The sequence below is a fragment of the Bifidobacterium sp. ESL1130 genome (genome assembly GCF_058507935.1).
Window position 1 is genome coordinate 422,715 of sequence record NZ_CP196379.1, and the last position, 21,107, is coordinate 443,821.

The 21,107-nt window shown below is 58.6% G+C and carries 17 protein-coding genes and 1 pseudogene; 17 read left to right on the forward strand and 1 reads right to left on the reverse strand.

The annotated features are described in order from the left end of the window. Positions 1-54: 54 nt before the first annotated feature. Positions 55-2,679, forward strand: a complete 2,625-nt coding sequence (clpB, locus tag ACSYSO_RS01595) for an ATP-dependent chaperone ClpB (RefSeq protein ID WP_489760582.1) — start codon at positions 55-57, stop codon at positions 2,677-2,679. Here clpB and ACSYSO_RS01600 read toward each other — a convergent pair. Next, positions 2,639-3,184 (reverse strand): hypothetical protein, encoded by a 546-nt coding sequence (locus tag ACSYSO_RS01600; RefSeq protein WP_489799093.1) that lies wholly within the window; start codon positions 3,182-3,184, stop codon positions 2,639-2,641. The two genes, clpB and ACSYSO_RS01600, sit on opposite strands and share 41 nt — an antisense overlap. A 484-nt stretch (positions 3,185-3,668) precedes the next feature. Here ACSYSO_RS01600 and ACSYSO_RS01605 point away from each other — a divergent pair, with 484 nt between their 5' ends. From ACSYSO_RS01605 to ACSYSO_RS01680, 16 genes and pseudogenes are all read left to right on the forward strand, one after another. Next, on the forward strand, positions 3,669-4,988 hold the full coding sequence (locus ACSYSO_RS01605; RefSeq protein ID WP_489760578.1) for a DNA recombination protein RmuC: 1,320 nt from the start codon (positions 3,669-3,671) through the stop codon (positions 4,986-4,988). Positions 4,989-5,200: 212 nt separating this feature from the next. After that, a complete protein-coding gene (locus ACSYSO_RS01610; protein WP_489760576.1) occupies positions 5,201-5,773 on the forward strand; it encodes an orotate phosphoribosyltransferase in 573 nt (190 codons plus the stop codon). Further along, a pseudogene (locus ACSYSO_RS01615) lies at positions 5,766-6,237 on the forward strand (RNA methyltransferase); the annotation flags it as partial. The gene ACSYSO_RS01610 and the pseudogene ACSYSO_RS01615, both read left to right, overlap by 8 nt. Continuing rightward, entirely contained in the window at positions 6,228-6,551 is a 324-nt protein-coding gene (locus tag ACSYSO_RS01620) for a TrmH family RNA methyltransferase (RefSeq protein WP_491702039.1), read from the forward strand. The pseudogene ACSYSO_RS01615 and the gene ACSYSO_RS01620, both read left to right, overlap by 10 nt. A gap of 139 nt (positions 6,552-6,690) precedes the next feature. Further along, positions 6,691-8,820, forward strand: coding sequence for an InlB B-repeat-containing protein (locus tag ACSYSO_RS01625; RefSeq protein WP_489760574.1), 2,130 nt, complete (start codon positions 6,691-6,693; stop codon positions 8,818-8,820). An 802-nt stretch (positions 8,821-9,622) separates the two neighbouring features. Then, entirely contained in the window at positions 9,623-10,072 is a 450-nt protein-coding gene (locus tag ACSYSO_RS01630; protein ID WP_489760573.1) for a hypothetical protein, read from the forward strand. A 31-nt stretch (positions 10,073-10,103) separates the two neighbouring features. Further along, positions 10,104-10,499 carry a hypothetical protein gene (locus ACSYSO_RS01635; protein WP_489760571.1) on the forward strand — a complete coding sequence of 132 codons (396 nt, stop codon included), beginning with the start codon at positions 10,104-10,106 and terminating at the stop codon, positions 10,497-10,499. Between the two features lie 74 nt (positions 10,500-10,573). Then, a complete protein-coding gene (locus ACSYSO_RS01640; RefSeq protein WP_489760570.1) occupies positions 10,574-11,329 on the forward strand; it encodes a tyrosine-protein phosphatase in 756 nt (251 codons plus the stop codon). A 69-nt stretch (positions 11,330-11,398) separates the two neighbouring features. After that, on the forward strand, positions 11,399-11,698 hold the full coding sequence (gene gatC, locus ACSYSO_RS01645) for an Asp-tRNA(Asn)/Glu-tRNA(Gln) amidotransferase subunit GatC (RefSeq protein WP_489760569.1): 300 nt from the start codon (positions 11,399-11,401) through the stop codon (positions 11,696-11,698). Continuing rightward, the gene (gatA, locus tag ACSYSO_RS01650) at positions 11,698-13,236 is read left to right on the forward strand and encodes an Asp-tRNA(Asn)/Glu-tRNA(Gln) amidotransferase subunit GatA (RefSeq protein WP_489760567.1); all 1,539 of its coding nucleotides are present in this window, start codon (positions 11,698-11,700) and stop codon (positions 13,234-13,236) included. Before gatC ends, gatA begins: the two co-directional genes overlap by 1 nt. Before the next feature lie 23 nt (positions 13,237-13,259). After that, a complete protein-coding gene (gatB, locus tag ACSYSO_RS01655; protein WP_489760566.1) occupies positions 13,260-14,759 on the forward strand; it encodes an Asp-tRNA(Asn)/Glu-tRNA(Gln) amidotransferase subunit GatB in 1,500 nt (499 codons plus the stop codon). A 294-nt stretch (positions 14,760-15,053) separates the two neighbouring features. Then, the gene (locus ACSYSO_RS01660; RefSeq protein WP_489760565.1) at positions 15,054-16,061 is read left to right on the forward strand and encodes a GNAT family N-acetyltransferase; all 1,008 of its coding nucleotides are present in this window, start codon (positions 15,054-15,056) and stop codon (positions 16,059-16,061) included. Further along, positions 16,058-16,372 (forward strand): DUF2469 domain-containing protein, encoded by a 315-nt coding sequence (locus ACSYSO_RS01665; RefSeq protein ID WP_489760563.1) that lies wholly within the window; start codon positions 16,058-16,060, stop codon positions 16,370-16,372. The genes ACSYSO_RS01660 and ACSYSO_RS01665 overlap by 4 nt, the downstream gene beginning before the upstream one ends. 73 nt (positions 16,373-16,445) lie before the next feature. After that, on the forward strand, positions 16,446-18,089 hold the full coding sequence (locus tag ACSYSO_RS01670; protein WP_489760562.1) for an NAD(P)/FAD-dependent oxidoreductase: 1,644 nt from the start codon (positions 16,446-16,448) through the stop codon (positions 18,087-18,089). 248 nt (positions 18,090-18,337) lie between these two features. Then, a complete protein-coding gene (gene rho / locus ACSYSO_RS01675) occupies positions 18,338-20,413 on the forward strand; it encodes a transcription termination factor Rho (protein WP_489760561.1) in 2,076 nt (691 codons plus the stop codon). Positions 20,414-20,507: 94 nt separating this feature from the next. Then, positions 20,508-20,978: a chorismate mutase gene (locus ACSYSO_RS01680; RefSeq protein ID WP_489760560.1), complete on the forward strand. Its 471-nt coding sequence runs from the start codon at positions 20,508-20,510 to the stop codon at positions 20,976-20,978. Positions 20,979-21,107 lie beyond the last annotated feature (129 nt).

A 21,107-nucleotide genomic window follows, 5' to 3' on the forward strand; every position in this document is an offset into this window, starting at 1 on the left:
GAGTACGAAACCGGCGTGCATAGTCGCGCCGGTCCCGAATGAAAGGTTGAGTTGATGGAACAGAACTTTACGACTATGGCTCAAGAGGCGATTGGTGATGCGATTCAAAGCGCTTCTGCTGCGGGCAACCCGCAGATTGATGGGCTTCATCTGCTGGACGCGCTGCTGCGTCAAGATAATGGTGTGGTCCCCGGATTGGTTGAAGCGGCTGGCGGTGATCGTCAGGCGATCGGTGCCGCCGTTCGCAACGCGCTCGTCAAGCTGCCCAGTGCCAGCGGCTCGTCTACGTCACAGCCGCAAGCCAGCCGGCAAATGACGGCGGCGCTTTCCAAGGCGGAAGAGGAAATGAGTGCGATGGGGGACGAGTATGTCTCCACCGAACACCTGCTCATCGGTATTGCCGAAGCTACTCCCAGCGAGGCGGCCGATATCCTCAAATCGCACGGCGTTACTCCCAAGTCGCTGCGCAAGGCGGTACCAGGAGTGCGTGGCGGCGCGAAAGTCACCAGCGCAGACGCCGAAGGCAACTACAAAGCCCTTGAAAAGTATTCCACCGATTTGACCGCCCAGGCCAAAGACGGCAAACTCGACCCGGTAATTGGGCGAGACCAGGAGATTCGCCGAGTTATTCAGATTCTCTCACGCCGCACCAAGAACAACCCGGTGTTGATCGGTGAGCCCGGTGTAGGTAAAACCGCCGTAGTGGAAGGGCTGGCGCAGCGCATCGTAGCTGGAGATGTGCCGACTACCCTGCAGAACAAGAGGCTTGTCAGTCTTGATCTGGGCTCGATGGTGGCCGGTTCAAAATACCGGGGTGAATTTGAGGAGCGTCTCAAGTCCGTGCTCAATGAGATTAAAAGCTCCAACGGGCAGATCATCACCTTCATCGACGAGATTCATACCATAGTGGGTGCCGGTGCCGCTGAAGGTTCCATGGATGCAGGCAACATGCTCAAGCCCATGCTGGCACGCGGTGAGCTGCGTTTGATCGGTGCCACCACGCTGGATGAATACCGTGAGAACATCGAGAAGGATCCGGCGTTGGAGCGTCGTTTCCAGCAAGTGTTCGTGGGCGAGCCGAGCGTGGAAGACAGCATTGCCATATTGCGCGGTCTCAAGCAACGCTACGAGGCTCACCACAAGGTGACTATCGGCGACGATGCCCTCGTGGCTGCGGCCACCCTCTCCAACCGTTACATTTCCGGCCGCCAGCTGCCGGACAAGGCCATTGACCTGGTGGACGAGGCCGCCGCGCACCTGCGCATGGAGCTCGACAGCCAGCCCGAGGAGATCGACGAACTGCAACGTCGTGAGACACGTCTGGAAATGGAGGAAATGCAGCTGAAGAAAGCCGAGGATCCTGCCAGCAAGGCGCGTTTGAAGAAGTTGCAGTCCGATATTGCCGACACCCGTGAGAAACTCAGCGGTCTCAAGGCTCGCTGGGATGAGGAGAAGGCTGGCCACAACAAGGTGGGCGACTTGCGTGCCCAAATGGATGCCAAACGGGTCGAGGCCGACAAATTCACGCGCGAAGGCAACCTCGAGGAGGCCAGCCGCATTCTGTACGGTGAGATTCCGGCGATGCAAAAGCAACTCGATCTGGCGCAACAGGCAGCGGACGAAGAGAACGGGCAAGGGCAGGCCACCGAGCCTATGGTGCCTGACCATGTGGATGCTGATTCAGTGGCCGGCATTGTCTCGGAATGGACCGGCATCCCGGTAGGCCGACTGATGCAAGGCGAGAACGAGAAGCTGCTGCATATGGAAGACTTCCTCTCGCAGCGCGTCATCGGTCAGAAAGAAGCCATTCAGGCTGTGTCTGATGCGGTACGCCGATCGCGAGCCGGCATCTCGGACCCTGACCGCCCCACTGGCTCCTTCCTCTTCCTCGGCCCCACGGGTGTGGGCAAGACGGAGCTGGCAAAGGCGCTCGCGGACTTCCTCTTTGATGATGAGAAAGCCATGGTGCGCATTGACATGAGCGAATACATGGAGAAATCTTCGGTTTCGCGCCTCATCGGTGCGGCTCCCGGCTATGTGGGTTATGACGAGGGTGGTCAACTTACCGAGGCTGTACGCCGTCGTCCCTACTCCGTGGTGCTGTTTGATGAGGTTGAGAAAGCGCATCCTGAAGTATTCGACATCCTCTTGCAGGTGCTCGACGATGGGCGTCTTACCGATGGGCAAGGGCGCACGGTCGACTTCAAGAACACCATCCTCATTATGACCTCGAACCTGGGTTCGCAGTTCCTGGTGCAGGGAGATTTGGATGATGAGGCGAAACGCAACGCAGTGCTGGATGCGGTGCATGCGCACTTCAAGCCGGAGTTCATCAACCGACTCGACGAGTTGGTCGTGTTCCAACCGCTTACGCGTGACGAGCTTGGCGGCATCGTCGACATTCAGGTCAAGCAGGTGGCATCTCGTCTTACCGACCGTCGTATCTCGCTATCGGTAACGAATGCGGCACGCGAATGGTTGGCGAACGTGGGTTACGACCCGGCGTATGGTGCCCGTCCTCTGCGTCGTTTGGTGCAGAGCGAGGTAGGCGATCAGATGGCGCGTATGCTGCTGTCGGGTCAGGTGCACGACGGTGACACGGTGTTGGTTGATCAGACCGGTGGAGAGCACCTGGAGCTTACCGTGATGCCGGCCGATCCGCTCGCTCAAGACGAGTGAGTTCCCAAATCGAGTAGACGGCGAGCAGAAAACCTCCAAGGGCAAGTATGCTCACGGTGAGGATGATGGCGTTGGCCAGGCGGGGTTGAGGCCCTGCCACCAACGCTATTGCGAACATCCACACCGAAACCACCAGGCTGGCGATAACGAAAATTTGGATGAAACGGTTCGCTCTTGTGAGCCGTCGGGAACTCACTGATGATTCATTGGGTCGAGTATCAGAACTTGTGGCAGTGTCTTGCCGACTGGCTGCACCATTATCGGCTGCGGTAGGGGAGTCGCTGGGGGTACGTGCCAGCGCAGATGCTTGGCTGTGTTCTTGGTGTTGCAGCTTGTTGCGTGTGATGTTCATGGTCAGTAGCTCGATGAGCAGTGCCAAGGTGATGATCAGACCGGTGACTTCGAAATAGGGGTGTGAGTTATCGGGCAGCACGCCGGCCATAACGCAAAACGCCAGGCTGTAAACATATGAGGCAATGGTGCCTAAAGAAATCAACACTTCCATGCTTGGTGTCCGGTTAATGAGTGAGTGCCATCCTTTGCCATGCACGGCGGCTCCGCAATAAAACATAACCGGTGTGATGAGTATGGCTTGTACCCAAGAGTTGCTAATCCAAGATGGGAGAAGGTTTGGCGCAAATCGTGCCAGTGCTGCGAGTATCAGTGTCAACACTGTTAGCGTTGCGGAGATAACCAATAATCGACGAGTTTGTTTTATTGGTGTGTTGAGTGCGGAAATGTCTACTTTTTCAGAGCTGGAATCTGTGCTCCTGACAGGTGCCGAGCGAAGGTTTTGCGAATGCTGGGAGGTGTCTGAGACAGATGCTCTGGAAGAGCTGAAAAACCATATAATAAGCCATGTCACCAGTGCTGCAAGAACCAGTGTCAGGCCTCCTCTAAACAAGTCGATGTGCACGTGTCCTCCTCTGTTACACCTATCATCTCAGAAACACCTGAGAAGTCCATGTGTTGCACTTCACTTAATAGGTATGGATAATTCTGTGGTGAGTCTCGTGGTGGCTGCCGTCGTTGCTGCAGTGGTGGGCCTGATAATCGGTTTCCTGTTCGGCAGGGCGCGTGGTATGGCTGCTGCGCGCAGCGACGAACGAGGGGATGAAGTGCGAGCCCAGAACGACGAGTTGCGTCGTAAAGTGGGCGAGCTGACCTCGCAGATGGTGGAGTATCGCGCCAAGGCCGGCGGACTCAACGAGCAGCTTATGTTCGTCAAGGATCAACTGGCACAGGCGCAGAAGGCCGAGCAGCTGCGTATCCAGCGCGATAAGGAAGCCGCCGAGCGTCGCCAAATGGAAGAGCAAGAGCAGATGGCGGAGCAGAGCAAGGTGCTCTCCGCCTTGGCTCCGGTGCAGAAGAACCTCGACATGCTCCAGCGCAAGGTGGTGCAGATTGAAGAGGGGCGCAAGCATGAGATGGGTGCTCTCGGCGAGCAGCTCAAGGGGCTGAACGAGCAGCAGACCCGGCTCGACAAGGAGACGTCGTCCCTCTCCGCGGCTTTGCGCAATAACAAGGTGCGTGGTGCTTGGGGCGAGGCGCAACTCAAGAACATCGTGGAATCGGCAGGGCTGCTGGAACACGTGGACTTCGACACACAGGTGGTGGTCACCGACTCCGAGGGGCGCATCCAGCGTCCCGACATGGTGGTGCATCTGCCCGGGGACAAGAGCATTCCTATTGACGCCAAAGTGCCTTACTCGGACTATCAGCGTGCCTGCGAGATTCCTGACACCGCAGACCCTGACGAGTTGCGTCGGCGTGACGACCTGCTCAAAGCGCATGCCAAGGCGCTGCGTGAGCACGTCAAGACTTTGGGAGACAAGGCCTATTGGAACGCGTTCCCCACGTCGCCGGACTTCGTGGTGGCGTTTATCCCCAACGACGCGTTGCTGGAATCGGCCTTGCAGGTGGACCCCACGCTTATGGATGATGCGTTTGCTCGTAAGGTAGCGCTTACCTCGCCGGTCACGTTGTGGGCTGTGCTCAAGTCCGTGGCGTTCGCATGGCAGCAGCAAAGTCTGACCGACGATGCCAAGATGCTCTTCGATTTGTCGCGTGAGCTGTATGAGCGGTTCGCGGTGCTCGGCACCAATGCCAATAAGCTCGGCCAGTCCATCACTCGTACGGTGAGCGCCTACAACAAGTTCGCTTCCTCGCTTGAGTCTCGAGTGCTCGTCACTGCTCGCAAGATGCAGAAAATCGATCAGAGCAAGGTGATTGAGTCGGTCGAAATGGTGGACCCCGAGAAGGCCAACATTCGTGAACTCACAGCGCCTGAGCTTGAGGAAGAAGCGTAGCGTTCCTGTTATACAGCCGTCCGCGTGACCTGCCGCTGCATGTGGTGGGCCAGGCGGGCGGCTGTTTGCATATGTGCGGCTTGCCGGCGGCGCTTCGGGATAGCCGTTGCTGCTGTAGAAGGAATGTGCACGGTTTGGCGAGATACGGCGGTACCCTGACCTTATGAGTGGTGCGAGCACGATTGAGGCTATTCCAAGGAGAAAGGGCAAGAATGGACGCTAAGGACAGTCTGCAGGAACTGTTGCGAAAGGCTGTGGCAGGCAAGCCGTTCAGCGAGCTGTTCGATGTGACGTTGAGCGGGCAAGGCGCTTCACTGATGGGCGACGTGGTGTTGGATGCGCTTGAATCCCACGGGTATGGCTCCGGCAGGGTCGATGCTGTCGGTGCGCTTACCGCCGCGGCTGTTCCGCTTGTGGTGGCGACGGTGAAGGCTGCCCAGTCTCGAGGTTGGGACATGGACGGGTTTGTGATGGATTTTGTATACCCGTCGGTCAAAGGCCCCGATGTGGCCGGCAAGCACGTGGTGCTGCTGGATTCCTGGCTTTCCGAGAAGTCCTATGTGCAGACCTCGTCGCTGGTCACGTTGCGTCACGGCAACGAGCTGAGTCTTGATTTCGGCATTGTGGAACGTGAAGGCGCACAAGTGGTGGCGGTGGCCTCTCTGATTGGCGGTGCGCGTCAGGATGTGCTCGACGTGGTGGAGCCGGTGACCGGAGAGGGACATACGCTCCCGTTCGTGCAGGTGTTCCGTGAAGCTGAACTGCGTGGGGGCTGCCATGCGTGACCCCAATCCGATTACCGCCGCTGCCAAGGCTTCAGGAGAACCGGTATTCCGTCAGATTGGTGTCGGCCCGTGGGGCGAGACGCATCCGGATGAGCCCCGTCCCGATGACCCGCAAGCCAAGAACTTCGATGTGCGGTTTGATTCCAAACTGCTCGATGAGGGCGACCGGCGCAATGTGCTTGACCGGTTCCGCTACTGGTCGGTCGATGCCATCAAAACCGAGCTTGACCGGCAGGGGCGGCACGGTTTCGAAGTGGCCGTGGAGAATTGGACCCACGATTTCAACATCGGCTCCATGGTGCGCACCGCCAACGCGTTCGGTGCGCGCCGGGTGCACATCGTCGGGCCGCACAAATGGAACCGCAAAGGTTCGCTTATGACCGAGCTGTACCAGCATGTGGATCACCATCCCTCCATCGAGGAACTGGTTGCTTCGTGGAGGCGGGGCATCGCTATCGAACTTGACGAGACGCGCGCGGCTCAAGGAAGCGCGCGGAGCGTGGACGAGGTGCGGCGGTTCCAGCAGGCCGAAGCCGATGCTCAAGCCGCCAGAATCATTGCGCTCGACATCATCGACGGTGCCGTACCCATCGAGACCTACGCGTTCCCGGCTCGCTGCTTACTGCTGTTCGGTGCGGAAGGCCCTGGGCTGTCGAGCAAAGCGCTCGACTTGGCCGACGATGTGGTCTACATCTCCCAGTTTGGCTCGGTGCGCTCCATCAACGCCGGGGCTGCGGCGGCCGTCGCTATGCATTGTTGCTTGGCGCAGCATATGTGAGACTCTTGTTCTAACGTATAGCGCCTAGCGCCTAGCGCATAACCTTTAACGATGCTGCACATATATGCACTTGTTGTTGGTGGCTTCGATTATATTTGACATTGATTGTGCCAGTATAGCCAGGAGCGAGGTGCTGCATATGCATACATCATTGAGCCGTGCCCGGCATGCCAAAGTGAACGCGCACTACAGTCGCGAGCTGGTTGCCGCCCTCGCCGCAGGCTTGGCGTCGCTCGCGGTGCTGGGCATGCAGGTACTTCCCGCTTATGCACAAGGTGACGATTCCTCGTCTCGATTTACGTCTGACACACCCATTTCCGAGCATACAAACCTCGCGGGGGGGGGATTTCTCGGTGATGGTAGCGCTGCCCCGCTGACTGCGCTTGGACATTCGGGCGAGACTGCCGGCAATCCAGCAAGCCCTGTGTCACAAAGCGAGCCAGGGGCAGCTGCTGTACAGGAAGAGAGCGGGGATGTTCTCGAGCTGCCCCAGCACATCGTCAACGGCGATTTTGACTATCCTGATTTTTCCATGACACCGTCCAGTGTCACCGGGTATACGCAAATTGCACGTCGCACCAAACAATACTTCGATTACGGTTCGTGGCGATGGAAACCAATTCCTGAAGGTTTCGACACCGCTGCGTTCGGTTGGGATTCCACCCAGACCGACCCGCCCGGCGGTCCGGCGGCAGGGTCGGAACAGCGGGCCAACGGTGTGGAGCTACAGCATGACGCCATCAGCGGCAATGCATATGCGGAACTTGCCGCAGCGCAGGGCGGCACTGCCATCTATCAGGACATTGCCACGGTTCCTGGAGCGGTTTATACCTGGAGTCTGCGCCACACGTCAATGGATTCCACATACTTGGACAAAATGAGTGTGCTGATCGGGCCTGTAGGTGCTGAGGTCGCGCAGGATGCCACGCGCACCTCGGTGAACGGCAACGGCGATACGCTCGGCCCGGTGGGCACGGTCATCTCCACGAAGGCGGCCAACGCGTCCCACGACTTCAAGCATGAAGGACAGTGGGAGACCTATACCGGCACATATACGGTGCCGGAGGGGCAGACTGTCACCCGCTTCACCTTCAGTAACATCGCCTCTTCATCGCCCAACTACGGCAACGATGTGGACGACATCACCTTCGACCCCAAGTATCCGCTCTCCTACGACGTCAATGGTGGTAGCGGCAGCGTGCCTGCATCGAAGGAACTGTTCGAAGGAGATCGGGTGGCGCAGCCGACACTCACACGCTCCGGGTACACGTTCATGGGGTGGAGTGAAACTGACCAAGCCGTTGCCGCAGTGGGGAAAACGGAATATGAAGCCGCTCGGCTCACGCTCATCGACGCGAATTTCACCATGCCTGACCGTCCGGTCGCTCTGCACGCCGTATGGGTAAAGAACCCGCTGTTGTGCTACGACACAGCCGGGTTCACGAATGATCCGTGGGGTCCTGTGGACTGTCAGGCGCACCCATATGGCACTGTCGGCTACAACTTTAACGACTGGGGGCTGGTAGCTGGCAACCCGGACGGTGGCAGCACTACAATCTGGCCCGGGCATCGTTTTGAGCACTGGAATTATCTGACCGGAGAAGCTGGCACGGATACTGGTGTGAAGTTCGACAGGAACACGCCTCTCACCGATAACACGTACGTCATCGCCATATGGGTTCCCGCGGCGGGCGGTTCGCTGCACCCCAACGGAGCGCGAGGCAGCGATATGGACTACGTCGGTCAAGACAAGTATGAGGGAGATACGGTTCCGGCTCCCAGTAATACTTATGCGCGCTCCGGGTACACGTTTGTGCAGTGGAATTCCGCGGCCGACGGCAGTGGCGCGAATTATCTACCTGGGGAACAGGTGTTGCTGACCAACGGACTAAATGACCTGTATGCTCAGTGGAGCGCGAATCCGGCGCATGTGACCTACCTCGCCAACGGGGCCAGCGGAGGGGCTGTGCCGGTGCAGTCGGGCGTGACCGACGATGTGGTAGAACTGGCGGACAACGGGTTCGAGCGCCCCGGCTACGAGTTCACCGGGTGGAACACGTCGGCGGATGGCATGGGCGTCCGGTACCAGCCCCACCAGTCATACACGATGTCTGGCGGAGGCATGACGCTCTACGCGCAGTGGAAACTTGCTTCCGGCAGGCACCCCGCCCTGCCTATCGCAGGAGGCCCTGGAGTAACGCTGTTCCTCCTGCTCGCCGGTGCCCTCCTCGCCGTATCCGTCATCCTTTCTGCCCGCCGTACGCGTTAGGTTAGTGTTGGATTGGGGAATAATGATGAGATCAGGTGACATCTCTACGAGCAGTTTCCTTCCGCTCATGCGTAGGTGGAAGTAGTGATTTGATTTCGTCTTGTCGTTCGCGTGTAGCGTTCCGGTGCACAGGTCAGCATCTATGTGTAACTTGGACACTACATTGGTGTGGTGGGAGGTGGAGTTGATGGCATCGGTATCGAGTCAGTCTATATGCTATGGGCCTGTTGACGCTGAGCGTCAGTTTCACAAGTGCACGACCAAAGGGTCTAGTCCGCAGTGCTTCTTTGACAATGAATTTAAGCAGATTGTTTCGGGGATGCCATTTGCTAGTCGAATGGTGCTCGAAGGGGCTCTGCGTGACGTGGTCAATACTGCAGCACGTGGTGAATTAAAGCCGGCTGAACAATATATTGCAGATAGCAGTGGAGCCGTGACACGGCGAAAAGATCCTCCTCCTGTATCCCCGTGCATCTCGCAACCAGATATATGGGAACTGCGGCATCGAGGGAGAAAAGGTGAACTCTATCGTCTGTATTTCGCTGAGCCGAAGGGTGACGGAGCGCATGCACCAGAGTTGGTTATGCTGTTAATACATCGCAAAAAGAGGTAGCAGAAAAGAAAAATGGCGTTTGGGAAAAGCTCGACGATGCTGAAATCAAGCGTAGACAAAACTTGAAAATGACAACCGCACAAGCTAGATTCAAAACATATGCTTCGAACAACTGGGGGCATACCAACCTTAGATGCCGGTATTGCATAGATAATAATCGGTTGATTACAGACGAATTGGGGGTGTGAGATGATTGAGAATAACAGTGGTGCTGGCGCTGGTGCTGGCGCAGTGAACGGCGGTGTACGTCGCATTGAAGATATGCACGCTAAAGATGATTTTCTGTGTCTTGCCGAAAGGAATCACCACAATTTTCTGATGATGAAGCAAGAACTGGTTGAGAAACGGCAAGCATCTCTTTCACTCCAGCAGGTCGCTGATTTCTCGGGAGAAGAGCCTGAGACCATTGCTGCCTTCGAAGATTACGATGCTGATCCGAAAATCTCTGAGCTGCACGAATATGCGCTCGCAGTGATGTCGGAAATCAAGATGGAAAGTTCTGGATTCCAGCCAGATTTTAGTGGTGCTGTCATAAGAGATGAGTACAAGGCTTCAGCTGTTTCAAGCGATTTAGGTATTGATGCCAGAGATAGCGGCAGTGCAAGTAAACAGTGGTTACAAGGTACAGTTCCGGCGTAGTCTAGTTATATGCCAGTGAGGGAAGAATAATATGACAGTAAAGATAACACGATTTGATATAACCCAGACCGACGCTGTCATACGCATGTTGCGTGGGGATGTCTCATCTGACGTTGAAGTTCAGTGGCGTACGGCATATAAGATGTCAGCCTCGATGGGGGATGAAGTCCAGATTTTGACTGAGCTGCAGTTGCGTTTTACGAAGACATTGAATTCTGCTCAAGGAGAGCATGATGACGGTGAAGTTGATGCAGAAGTGACTGTACAATATCAGGTGACGGCGCAGCATTTTGAGGATGATGATCTCAATGCGGTATTGCGGGCAGTGTGGCCGTATCTTCGCGCTGGTGCTATCGCTCAGTCTCGTCTTGTAGGTCTGGGGAGCATGGCTGACAATTTGCCCATTGACCCATACCAAGACGCATAACTGACGGTAGTCGGAGTGCTCCGTTTCCTTCTGCTAGTGTGAAGGAAAACACGAGAAATGGAAGGAACGGGTTGATGAACGTCGTTAATTTCAGGGATTTGGGTGGTATTTCTAACGTGCATGGGCAGACGGTGCGCTCAGGCAAACTGTTGCGCTCCGGTCAGCTTGTGGGCCTGGACGAAGACAGCCGGCGAGCGTTGGCGCGAGACTACCATGTCACGCACATCGTCGATTTTCGCCATCCAGCCGAGATTGCGGAACAGCCCGAAGACCACATTGAGGGCGCGCACTACACCAACATTGATTTGCTGGGGCAGACGGGCACCAAGAATGTGAGTCTTGACGACTTGGCTTCCCTGGGTTATGTGGATAAAGTGGATGACCACATGCGTGGCACCTACCGCGACTTGGTGCTCAATCCCGGCGCTCAGCAGGGGTATGCGCAATTTCTCGACATCGTGCTCGCCAACCAATCGGGAGCCACGGATTTCCACTGCTTCGCCGGCAAAGACCGAACCGGGTATGCGGCGGCGCTTGTGCTGTGGCTACTTGAGGTGGACGATGAGGAAGTGATGCGGGACTATCTGCAGACCAATGAGGACCGCGTGGAAGCCAATAATGAGATTCTTGACCAGTTCCGGGGTAACGGTTTCGACCAGGATGCGCTCGACGCACTCGCAGTGGCACTGTATGTCAAAGACGAATACCTGCTCTCTGCCAAGGCGCTGATGGAAGACACCTATGGCGACGTATTTAGCTATGCCGAGCAGGCGTTGGGATTTGGCTCGGACAAGGTCGAGGAGCTGCGTGACACCCTGCTTGAGGGTTAAGCTGGTGGCGGTACACCGTGCTTACCGGTTCAAAACATGCGTGTCACAATCGACGCATACAATTGCGCTATGTCTACTTTCACTAGAGAAACAGTCGAGCACCTGGGTCAGCTGGCCCAGATAGCGCTCACCGATGAGGAAGCAGCCCGCATGCAGGGCGAGCTCAACGTCATCGCCGATTCCATCAACAAGGTGCAGGAGGTCGCGTCCGACGACGTGGAGCCTACCGCCAACCCCGTGCCGCTTGAGGCCTACCTGCGCCCCGACGTGCCGGTCGAGCCATTGGATCGCGACGAGGCGCTCGCCGGTGCCCCGGCCACGGAGAACGGCATGTTTGTGGCCCCGCAGATTCTCGGAGGTGATGAGTGATGAGTAACAGCAACGAGCAGGAGCTGGTGCAGCTTTCTGCCGCGCAGATGGCGCAGAAAATCAAGGACAATGAGGTGTCCAGCCGCGAGCTGGTGGACGCCGAGCTGAGCGTGATCGAGTCCGCTGACCCGAGCCTGCACGCGTTCCTGGAAGTGTCTGCAGACGAGGCTCGCGCCCAGGCCGATGCGTTCGACAAGAAGCATGCCGCCGGGCAAACCGAGGGCCTGCCGGAACTTGCCGGCGTGCCGATCGCCGTCAAGGACATGATCGTGACCCGCGGCATCCCCACCACGGCCGCCTCGAAGATGCTGGAAGGCTGGGTGCCGCCCTACGACGCCACGGTGATCGAGAAGCTCAAGGACGCCGGCATGCCGATTTTGGGCAAGACCAACCTCGACGAGTTCGCGCAGGGCTCCTCCACGGAGCACTCCGCCTTCGGCCCCACCCACAACCCGTGGGACACCAATCGCGTCCCCGGCGGCTCCGGCGGTGGCAGCGCCGCTGCGGTGGCCGCGTTTGAAGCCCCGATCGCCCTCGGCACCGACACCGGCGGTTCCATCCGCCAGCCCGGCGCCCTGACCGGTACCGTCGGCGTCAAGCCTACGTACGGCGCGGTTTCCCGCTACGGCGCCATCGCCATGGCAAGCTCGCTGGACCAGATCGGCCCCGTCTCGCGCACCGTGCTTGACTCTGCGCTGCTGCAAGAGGTCATCGGCGGTCACGACAAGCGTGACTCCACCTCCATCCCGATGCCGGTTCCGGCGCTGTCCGCCGCAGCTCGTGAAGGCCAGCGCCGCGACCTCAAGGGCATGCGCGTCGGCCTCATCAAGCAGCTCGGCGGCGACGGCTACCAGCCCGGCGTGGAGCAGCGGTTCAACGAGTCCGTGAAACTCCTGCAAGACATGGGTGCCGAGGTCGTGGAGGTGGACTGCCCCCACTTCGACTACGCGCTGGCGGCCTACTACATCATCATGCCTTCCGAGGTCAGCTCCAACCTGGCCCGCTACGACGGCATGCGCTACGGTCTGCGCGTCATGCCGCCAGCAGGCGTCCCGCAGACCGCCGCGAACATGATGGCATACACCCGTGAGGCCGGTTTCGGCGACGAGGTCAAGCGCCGCATCATCCTGGGCATCTACGCCCTCTCCGCGGGCTACTACGACGCGTGGTACGGCTCGGCGCAGAAGGTGCGTACGCTCATCATCGACGACTTCAACAAGGCGTTCGAGAAAGCCGACGTGCTCATTTCCCCCACGTCGCCCTCTACCGCGTTCAAGTTTGGCGAGAAGATGGACGATCCGCTCTCCATGTACATGAACGACATCGCCACCATCCCGGCGAACATGGCCGGCACCCCGGCCATGAGTATCCCCGCGGGCCTGTCGGACGACGGTCTGCCGGTCGGCTTCCAGTTCATCGCCCCGCAAAAGCGCGACGATGTGATGTACAAGCCGGCTGCGGCGCTGGAAGCGGCGCTCGAAGAGCAGTGGGGTGGCCCGATCTGGCAGGGGCTCAAGACCCCGTGGCTGGGCAAGTAGGAAGCGGCGAAGGAGACCATATCATGGCTGAAAAATTGATGAAGTACGCCGATGCCGTCAAGGAATTTGACCCGGTATTCGGTTTGGAAACCCACGTGGAATTGTGCACGAAGACGAAGCTCTTCTGCCCGGCGGGTGTGGAATTCGGCGGCGAGCCGAACACCCAGCTCACCCCGGTGAGCCTCGGCCTGCCCGGAAGCCTGCCGGTGGTCAATCAGACCGCCGTGGACTTCGCGATTAAATTGGGCCTGGCTTTGCACTGCCACATCAACGAGTGGAGCCAGTTCTCCCGCAAGAACTACTTCTACCCCGACATGCCGCGCGACTACCAGATCTCGCAGTTCGACAAGCCCACCAACGGCGAGGGCTACCTCGACGTGGAGCTTGACGACGGCACCGTCTTCCGCGTGCCGATCGAGCGCGCGCACATCGAGGACGACGCCGGCAAGAACACCCACGTGGGCGGTGCCGACGGCCGCATCGAGGGCGCCGACCACTCGCTGGTGGACTACAACCGTGCCGGCGTGCCGCTCATCGAGATCGTCACCAAACCGGTGGAAGGCGCGGGCGATCGCGCTCCCGAAATCGCCGGTGCCTACATGCGTGCCATCCGCGACATCGTGCGCGCCCTGGGCATCTCCCACGGCCGCATGGAGCAGGGCAACATGCGCGCCGACGTCAACATTTCGCTGCGCCCCAAGGGCGAGACCAAGCTCGGCACCCGAAGCGAGACCAAGAACGTCAACTCGTTCCACGGCATCGAGCGCACGCTGCAGTACGAGATTCGCCGTCAGGCCGCGCTGCTCAAGGACGGTGGGGAAGTCCTGCAGGAGACTCGCCACTGGGACGAGGCCAGCCAAACCACTGCGGGCGGCCGTGTCAAGTCCGATGCGAACGATTACCGCTACTTCCCGGACCCCGACCTGGTCATGCTGCACATCACGCAGGAACACATCGACGAGATCGCGGCCACCATGCCCGAGATGCCCGCGGAGCGCCGCAAGCGTCTACAGGGTGAGTGGGATCTGACGGCCACGCAGATGCGCGACTTGGTCAACGCCGACGCGCTCGACCTGGTCGAAGACACGGTCAAGGCCGGTGCCAGCGCCGCCGGTGCGCGCAAGTGGTGGCTCGGCGAGATTTCGCGCGAAGCCAACGAGCGCGGCGTGACTCTTCAAGAGCTGCCCATCACCCCGGCCGACGTGGCCGCGGTCGAGAAGCTCATCGCTGACGGCAAGCTCAACGACAAGCTGGCCAAGCAGACCGTCTCCGGCGTGATGGCCGGCGAAGGCACCCCTGCCGAAGTCGTCAAGGCGCACGGCTACGAGGTGGTCTCCGACGACGGCGCGCTCGAGGCGGCCGTGGACGAGGCTCTTGCCGCCAATCCCGACATTGCCGAGAAGCTCAAGAGCGGCAACATGAAGCCGATGGGCGCCATCATCGGCGCGGTCATGAAGGCCACGCGCGGCCAGGCCGACGCCAAAGCCGTCACCGCGCTGGTCATGAAGAAGATCAAAGGCTGAGTGATGCCTGGGGCAGTGTCACTGTGCGATGACATTGCCCCAAGATCATTCCTGAGAAGTGCCATCCGTGCTGCAATGCGTTCGCGGGTGGCACTTCGCATTCTCGAAAGCGTACCGGCTGGGGCATATCTACTGAACTGCTGTGCGCGGTTTTTAGACCCGTTCTGCAGTGCTGTGGTGTCTGTTCGTTTCCGGTTTGTTGCAGCGTCCGGGGTCCCGCAGAATTCCCAGCTAATAGTCATACTGATGCAGTAGGCTGAAAGTGTTTTCACGTAATCGCAAGGGGCAAACAGCATGGCCGAAAAACCCGGGGATCAAGCTGATACGGAGACGCTGCGCAAGCTTGAGCAGCGGTTGAACATTCCCGAAATTCGCGGTGAGATGATTCATCTGCGTCCAGCCACTTTGGAAGATCTGCCCAAGCTCGATGAACTTGAGGCGTACTACAACGCTTCCGGCATCACCGGCAAGGACAGCGAGTCCGAACGGGCGTTGGTGCACGCGTGGGTCAAGCGTTCGGTGGCTTGGGAGAACGGGAGCAAGCCCCAGGAATCCGGTGTGGGAGACGCCCAATCACGCCGTACCATCGCTTGGGCAGTGCTTACGGATGCCGACCATGACGCCGACGGTGTGGTGGATGCCGAGGGCACTGATAATGTCATCGGGATGATTTTCCTTATCGACATCGACGGCTGGGCCCGTTCGGCGCGTATCCAGGTGCTGTTGGGCAAGGACTACCGAGGTCGTGGCTACTCTAGGGATGCCATGCCTCGTGTGATGACCTACGGATTCGCCTCTCAGCCCTCAGGTTTGGGCATGCATCGAATCTGGGTGGCGGTGCCGGAAAAGAGCAACCGTTCACTTTCGGTCTACCAGTCGTTGGGTTTCGTGCCTTCCGGAACATCGCGTGACGCCTTGTGGGATGCTGAGATTGACAAGTATCAGGACCTCATCATCATGGACACGTTGGCTGACGAGTACGATCCCATCCGTTCGCTTGACGCCTTCGGCATGCATGTCATCGAACAGAATCCGGGTGTGGCCGAGGCTTTGGCCGCCCATGAGCATTCGGTGGAGATCCGTCAGCATGTGGAGTTTTCCGAACGGCAGGAGCCGGAAGCGCAAGCGGCTGCGCCAACAACTCCGGCCGTGGCCGAGGTTGCCATCGACTCGGATACAACCGGAGTCGAATCCGGCAAGAGCGGAGGCAATCGCTGGCCCTATGCGGCGAACCACGAGAAGAAGTCGAAGCGTGCCTGGTGGCGTAACTTGGGGCAGCGTAAGCAGGAGGGGTCTCAATGAGTGCAGAAGATCTGGACGAATACGAGACCGGTGCGGAGCTGTCGCTCTACCGTGAGTACCGTGATGTCATCAAACTGTTCACCTATGTAGTGGAGACCGAACGCAGGTTTTATTTGGCCAACAAGGTTGATTTCAACGTGCGCTCCGCCGGGCAGGACGTGTATTTTGACGTGCAGCTGACAGACGCTTGGGTATGGGACGTATACCGCTCATCCCGGTTCGTGAAAAACGTACGCATCGTGACGTTCAAGGACGTCAATGTAGAAGAAGTGCAGAAAACAGATATCGATATTCCTGACTCGCTGGCGTAGCGTTTGGTGACGCGGGCGGCGAACATGTCACATGTTCGTGTAGGGTAGGCATGATTTGGTTTTAGGAGGTACTATGGCGAGCAAGCGCTCCGTGGTAATTATCGGCGGCGGTCCGGCAGGTTTGACCGCGGCCTGGGAATTGGTTAAGGACGGCGGCGCCGAACGTTACGATGTTACGGTTCTTGAGGCCACCCGTGAGTTCGGTGGCATCTCCCGTACGGTGAAGCATAACGGCAATCGCATGGATATCGGAGGCCACCGCTTCTTCTCCAAGGACGACCGCATCATGGACTGGTGGAAGGACGTGCTGCCGCTGCAGGGTGCCCCCTCCTACGATGACAAGAAGCTCGGCCGCCACCACGACCTGGAGCTAGGTGGTCCGGATCCGGAGCATACCGACAAGGTGATGCTTAAGCGTCACCGCGTCTCCCGAATCTTCTGGAACCGTCACTTCTTGGATTACCCGATTTCCCTTTCGCCCTCCCTGTTCAAGGCGCTGGGCTTCAAGCTGACCATGAAGGCCGGGTTCAGCTACCTGAAGTCGATGGTGCACAAGCTGCCCGAAGACAATCTGGAGAACTTCTACATCAACCGGTTCGGCCGTCAGCTCTATTCCATGTTCTTTGAAGGATATACGGAGAAGCTGTGGGGTCGGCACCCGCGCGAGATCTCCGCGGACTGGGGCGCCCAGCGCGTCAAAGGCCTGAGTGTGGTGGCGGTACTGAAGAACGCCGTGCAGAAGCTCCTGCCCAAGAAGCGTGATGCGAAGGACGTGGAGACGTCTCTCATCGAGGAGTTCTGGTACCCCAAGCTCGGCCCGGGACAGCTTTGGGAAACCGTCGAAGAACGCTGCACCAACGCCGGAGCGAAGGTCATCACCGATGCCAACGTGGTGGAGATTCGCCAGGAGAATGGCGCAGTGAGCGCTGTGGTATACCGCGATTCGCAGGGTCAGCAGACCGTGCTGCGCGCCGACGAGTTCATCAGTTCCATGCCGATCAAGGATCTGGTCAACGCTCTGGCGGCTCCTGCAGTTGGTGCCGCGGCGCAAGAGGACGGACAGACGGCGGAGGTTGCGGCCAAGCCGGTGCCACAAGACATGGTCACAGTGGCCAACGGCTTGCCCTACCGCGATTTCGTCACTGTGGGTCTGCTGGTCAAGAACCTGCGCTTGAAGAACACGACCGATACCCCAACACTTGGCAACCCTCCGATCGTGCCGGATTGCTGGATTTATGTGCAGGACACCGGTTACAAGGTGGGGCGTATTCAGGTGTTCAACAACTGGAGCCCGTATCTCGTCAAGGACGTGGACAACACCGTGTGGGTGGGTCTTGAGTACTTCTGCGAGGAGGGCGACGACTTCTGGAACATGAGCGATGAGGAAGCCACCGAGTTCGCCATCAAGGAGCTCACGCGCATGCGCGTCATCAACGGTGCCGACGATGTGATCGACTCTCATCGTGAGCGTGTCAAGAAGGCATATCCCGCTTACTTCGATACGTACGACCGTATGCCCGAGCTGGTGGAGTATTTGGACTCCTTCGGCAATCTGTACTGCGTAGGCCGCAACGGTCAGCACCGGTACAACAACCAGGATCATTCCATGGCCACGGCCATCGAGGCTGTTGGCAACATCGAATCAGGCAAGACATCCAAGGCTAACGTGTGGTCGGTGAATACCGAAAAGTCCTACCATGAGGAGAAGCAGGCGTAGCGTCTCTTCAGGTTGGTTGCGCTATGTATCGGCGGGCATCGTAATCGGTGCCCGCCGTTTGCATATTGCTCACGGCACACGATTCATGCTCTGGTCTGAGCGGGGTTGTACAGTGGTCTCAAGTTCGAAGTCTTGTAGGTAAGACGGTAACGAATGTTGAATCGCGGTATCGGTACCGCATCTTTTTCATATAACTCCCGGGCGGATAGTGCGCCGAGAGTCACGGAAAGGTATCAAAGGTATTACCAGTGGCAACAGGCCAGAATATTGAGGATATGAAGCTGTTTGAGCTAAAGCAGCTCGCCAAGCAGATGGGGCTTCGCGGTACGTCAACGATGCGTAAGCAGGAATTGGTGGCCACGCTGCAGGCGGCACGCAATGGAGACGCCGCTCCCAGTGGTGTGAGCGCAGGGGCGACGGCGTCTGAGAAAGCTCAGGCCAAGGAACGCTCCGCCCGTTCTTCGGTGCGCAATGTCAAGAAGAGCGCGCCGGCCGATGAGTCCGATCAGGCACAACTGCCGATTGAGCAAGAGACTGCGCGAGACGCAGCGCACGGGGACAACGACCAGTCGAATGTTGCTGAATCTCAAGATGAGCGTTCCGGTCAGGCCGCTGGGGAACGTGCTCGCGAAGATGGCGATTATGCCGGACGCAGCCGTGGGAATGCGCGGGTGCAGCGTCGCGAACGCAACGTGTATACCCGCCGTGACGAGCGTGATGACGAGCGCACCTCTCGTCGTGCTGGCGATGATGATCTGCTTGATGGTTTGAATTTGGAATCCGGACGCCGTCGCAGCCGCGAGTCACTGAACCGTGGTCATAACGACCGCGACGACCGTGATTTCCGCCGTCGGGGCGATGATGATGCTCGACGTGATGGTCGCGATCGCAATGCCGGTGAAGACTCGGTGCGCGATTTGGACGATATTCTCGCCACGCTTCCCAAGAGCGATGACGGGTACGATGAGGATGGTCGTCTCCATGAGTCGCACGGCCGTGATTTTGCTCGCCGCGGGCGTCAGCACAATGACAGGTTCGAGCATGACAACGGTGAGCGCCGTCAGCGCAGGTTGCGCGGCCGTAACGGTGAGCGTGACATGGAGAGCCGTGAGGGTCACGACCGTGATCGCGGCGAGCGTGAAGACGCTGACTTGCGTTCGCGCCGCAACGATCGTCGTGAAGAGCAGAACGACGGCCTAGTGCCTGTAGCCGGCATCATCGATGTCATGGATTCGTACGCGTTCGTGCGCACTTCCGGCTACTTGCCTGGACCGAATGATGTGTATGTCTCCATGGGGCAGATCCGCAAATACGGATTGCGCAAGGGGGACGCGGTCACCGGTTCCATCCGTCCTCCGCGGGAGGGCGAGCAGCGCCGTCAGCGTCAGAAGTTTGTGCCGTTGCAGAACATCGATACGGTTAATGGCACTGCGGTCGAAGAGGTCGGACAGCGTCCGAACTTCTCGAAACTCACGCCGCTGTATCCGCAGGAGCGTTTGAAGCAGGAGACCGCGCCCAACAAGTTTATTGGCCGCCTCATCGACTTGGTGTCTCCCATTGGCAAGGGTCAGCGTGGCCTTATCGTCTCGCCGCCCAAGGCGGGCAAGACGATAACGTTGCAGAACATCGCCAACTCGATTTCGGAGAACAATCCTGAGGTGCACCTGATGGTGGTGCTGGTGGATGAGCGTCCCGAAGAGGTGACGGATATGGAGCGCACGGTGCAGGGAGAGGTCATCTCCTCCACATTCGACCGTCCTGCCTCCGACCACACGGCGGTGGCTGAGCTGGCCATCGAACGTGCCAAGCGTTTGGTGGAGCTTGGTCAGGATGTGGTGGTGCTGCTCGACTCCATGACTCGACTGGCTCGCGCGTACAACATTGCCGCTCCTGCCTCCGGTCGCATCCTTTCCGGCGGTGTGGACGCACAGGCGCTCTACCCGCCCAAGAAGTTCTTCGGTGCCGCACGCAACATCGAGAACGGCGGGTCACTGACTATCATCGCCTCCGCGCTGGTGGAGACCGGATCGAAGATGGATGAGGTCATCTTCGAGGAGTTCAAGGGCACTGGCAACATGGAGCTGCGTCTCAACCGTGAGCTGGCGGACAAGCGCCTGTTCCCGGCCATTGATGTGAACGCTTCCGGTACGCGCCGCGAGGAACTGATTACCCCTGCCGACGAGTTGGCTGTGGTGTACCGACTGCGTCGTCTGTTGGGCGGTATGGAACCCGAGCAGGCTTACCAGACACTGGTGCCGCGTATGAAGAAGACGGCTACGAACCGCGACTTTTTGCAGAGTTTGGTTCAGCAGCAGAACGGCTGACAGACGCAGCCTGAGTGATACGCGAGAGTGGCCGGTTTGCACATGCGTGAGCCGGCCACCGGCGTATGCGGATGAGTGAGGTATTCTTAAGAGCATGAGCAAGGTGAACGATAGTGGTGCAGTTGAGGCTGCTGGAGCTGCGGCACAGCGCAATGGTGATGCTGTGCGACTGCAAGACGGCGCTCAAATGGCTGGTGGCGAGCTCAGTGAGGAAGGCGACTGGCAGGTCACTACCATTGATGAGACTCAAGCTGCGCTTCACCCTGAGGTTGCTGAGGATGTGAAGGCCATTGGGCGCTTGCGCAAGTCCATTGACCGCATCGACGCTGATATTGTAGAACTGCTGGCACAGCGTTTTACATGCACGGCGCAGGTGGGGCGGCTCAAGGCGGATGCCGGTTTTGCTCCCGAAGATCGGTCTCGCGAGGCAGCTCAGCGGCGGCAGCTCGAACGGCAGGCCGAACAGCTTGATCTCGATCCGGACATTGCCAGGCAGTACCTGCATTTCGTGACGACCGAGGTCAAAAAACACCATCAGTGCATCTCTGCCGCGCAACATCGCTGACGGCAGTGCCGAGGGATATACCGGCGGTATTCAACAATGTTGCTGAAACCGTCATTTATGCATTTTTCCACATAAAGTATTGAATCTGCATCTCGTCTCCGCTACAATCAAGAAACCTGACAAGGCCGT

Coding starts and splice junctions, on each gene's coding strand:
- clpB (WP_489760582.1), top strand. CDS start 55: ATGGAACAGAACTTTACGACTATGGCTCAAGAGGCGATTGGTGATGCG.
- ACSYSO_RS01600 (WP_489799093.1), bottom strand. CDS start 3,184: ATGGAAGTGTTGATTTCTTTAGGCACCATTGCCTCATATGTTTACAGC.
- ACSYSO_RS01605 (WP_489760578.1), top strand. CDS start 3,669: ATGGATAATTCTGTGGTGAGTCTCGTGGTGGCTGCCGTCGTTGCTGCA.
- ACSYSO_RS01610 (WP_489760576.1), top strand. CDS start 5,201: ATGGACGCTAAGGACAGTCTGCAGGAACTGTTGCGAAAGGCTGTGGCA.
- ACSYSO_RS01625 (WP_489760574.1), top strand. CDS start 6,691: ATGCATACATCATTGAGCCGTGCCCGGCATGCCAAAGTGAACGCGCAC.
- ACSYSO_RS01630 (WP_489760573.1), top strand. CDS start 9,623: ATGATTGAGAATAACAGTGGTGCTGGCGCTGGTGCTGGCGCAGTGAAC.
- ACSYSO_RS01635 (WP_489760571.1), top strand. CDS start 10,104: ATGACAGTAAAGATAACACGATTTGATATAACCCAGACCGACGCTGTC.
- ACSYSO_RS01640 (WP_489760570.1), top strand. CDS start 10,574: ATGAACGTCGTTAATTTCAGGGATTTGGGTGGTATTTCTAACGTGCAT.
- gatC (WP_489760569.1), top strand. CDS start 11,399: ATGTCTACTTTCACTAGAGAAACAGTCGAGCACCTGGGTCAGCTGGCC.
- gatA (WP_489760567.1), top strand. CDS start 11,698: ATGAGTAACAGCAACGAGCAGGAGCTGGTGCAGCTTTCTGCCGCGCAG.
- gatB (WP_489760566.1), top strand. CDS start 13,260: ATGGCTGAAAAATTGATGAAGTACGCCGATGCCGTCAAGGAATTTGAC.
- ACSYSO_RS01660 (WP_489760565.1), top strand. CDS start 15,054: ATGGCCGAAAAACCCGGGGATCAAGCTGATACGGAGACGCTGCGCAAG.
- ACSYSO_RS01665 (WP_489760563.1), top strand. CDS start 16,058: ATGAGTGCAGAAGATCTGGACGAATACGAGACCGGTGCGGAGCTGTCG.
- ACSYSO_RS01670 (WP_489760562.1), top strand. CDS start 16,446: ATGGCGAGCAAGCGCTCCGTGGTAATTATCGGCGGCGGTCCGGCAGGT.
- ACSYSO_RS01680 (WP_489760560.1), top strand. CDS start 20,508: ATGAGCAAGGTGAACGATAGTGGTGCAGTTGAGGCTGCTGGAGCTGCG.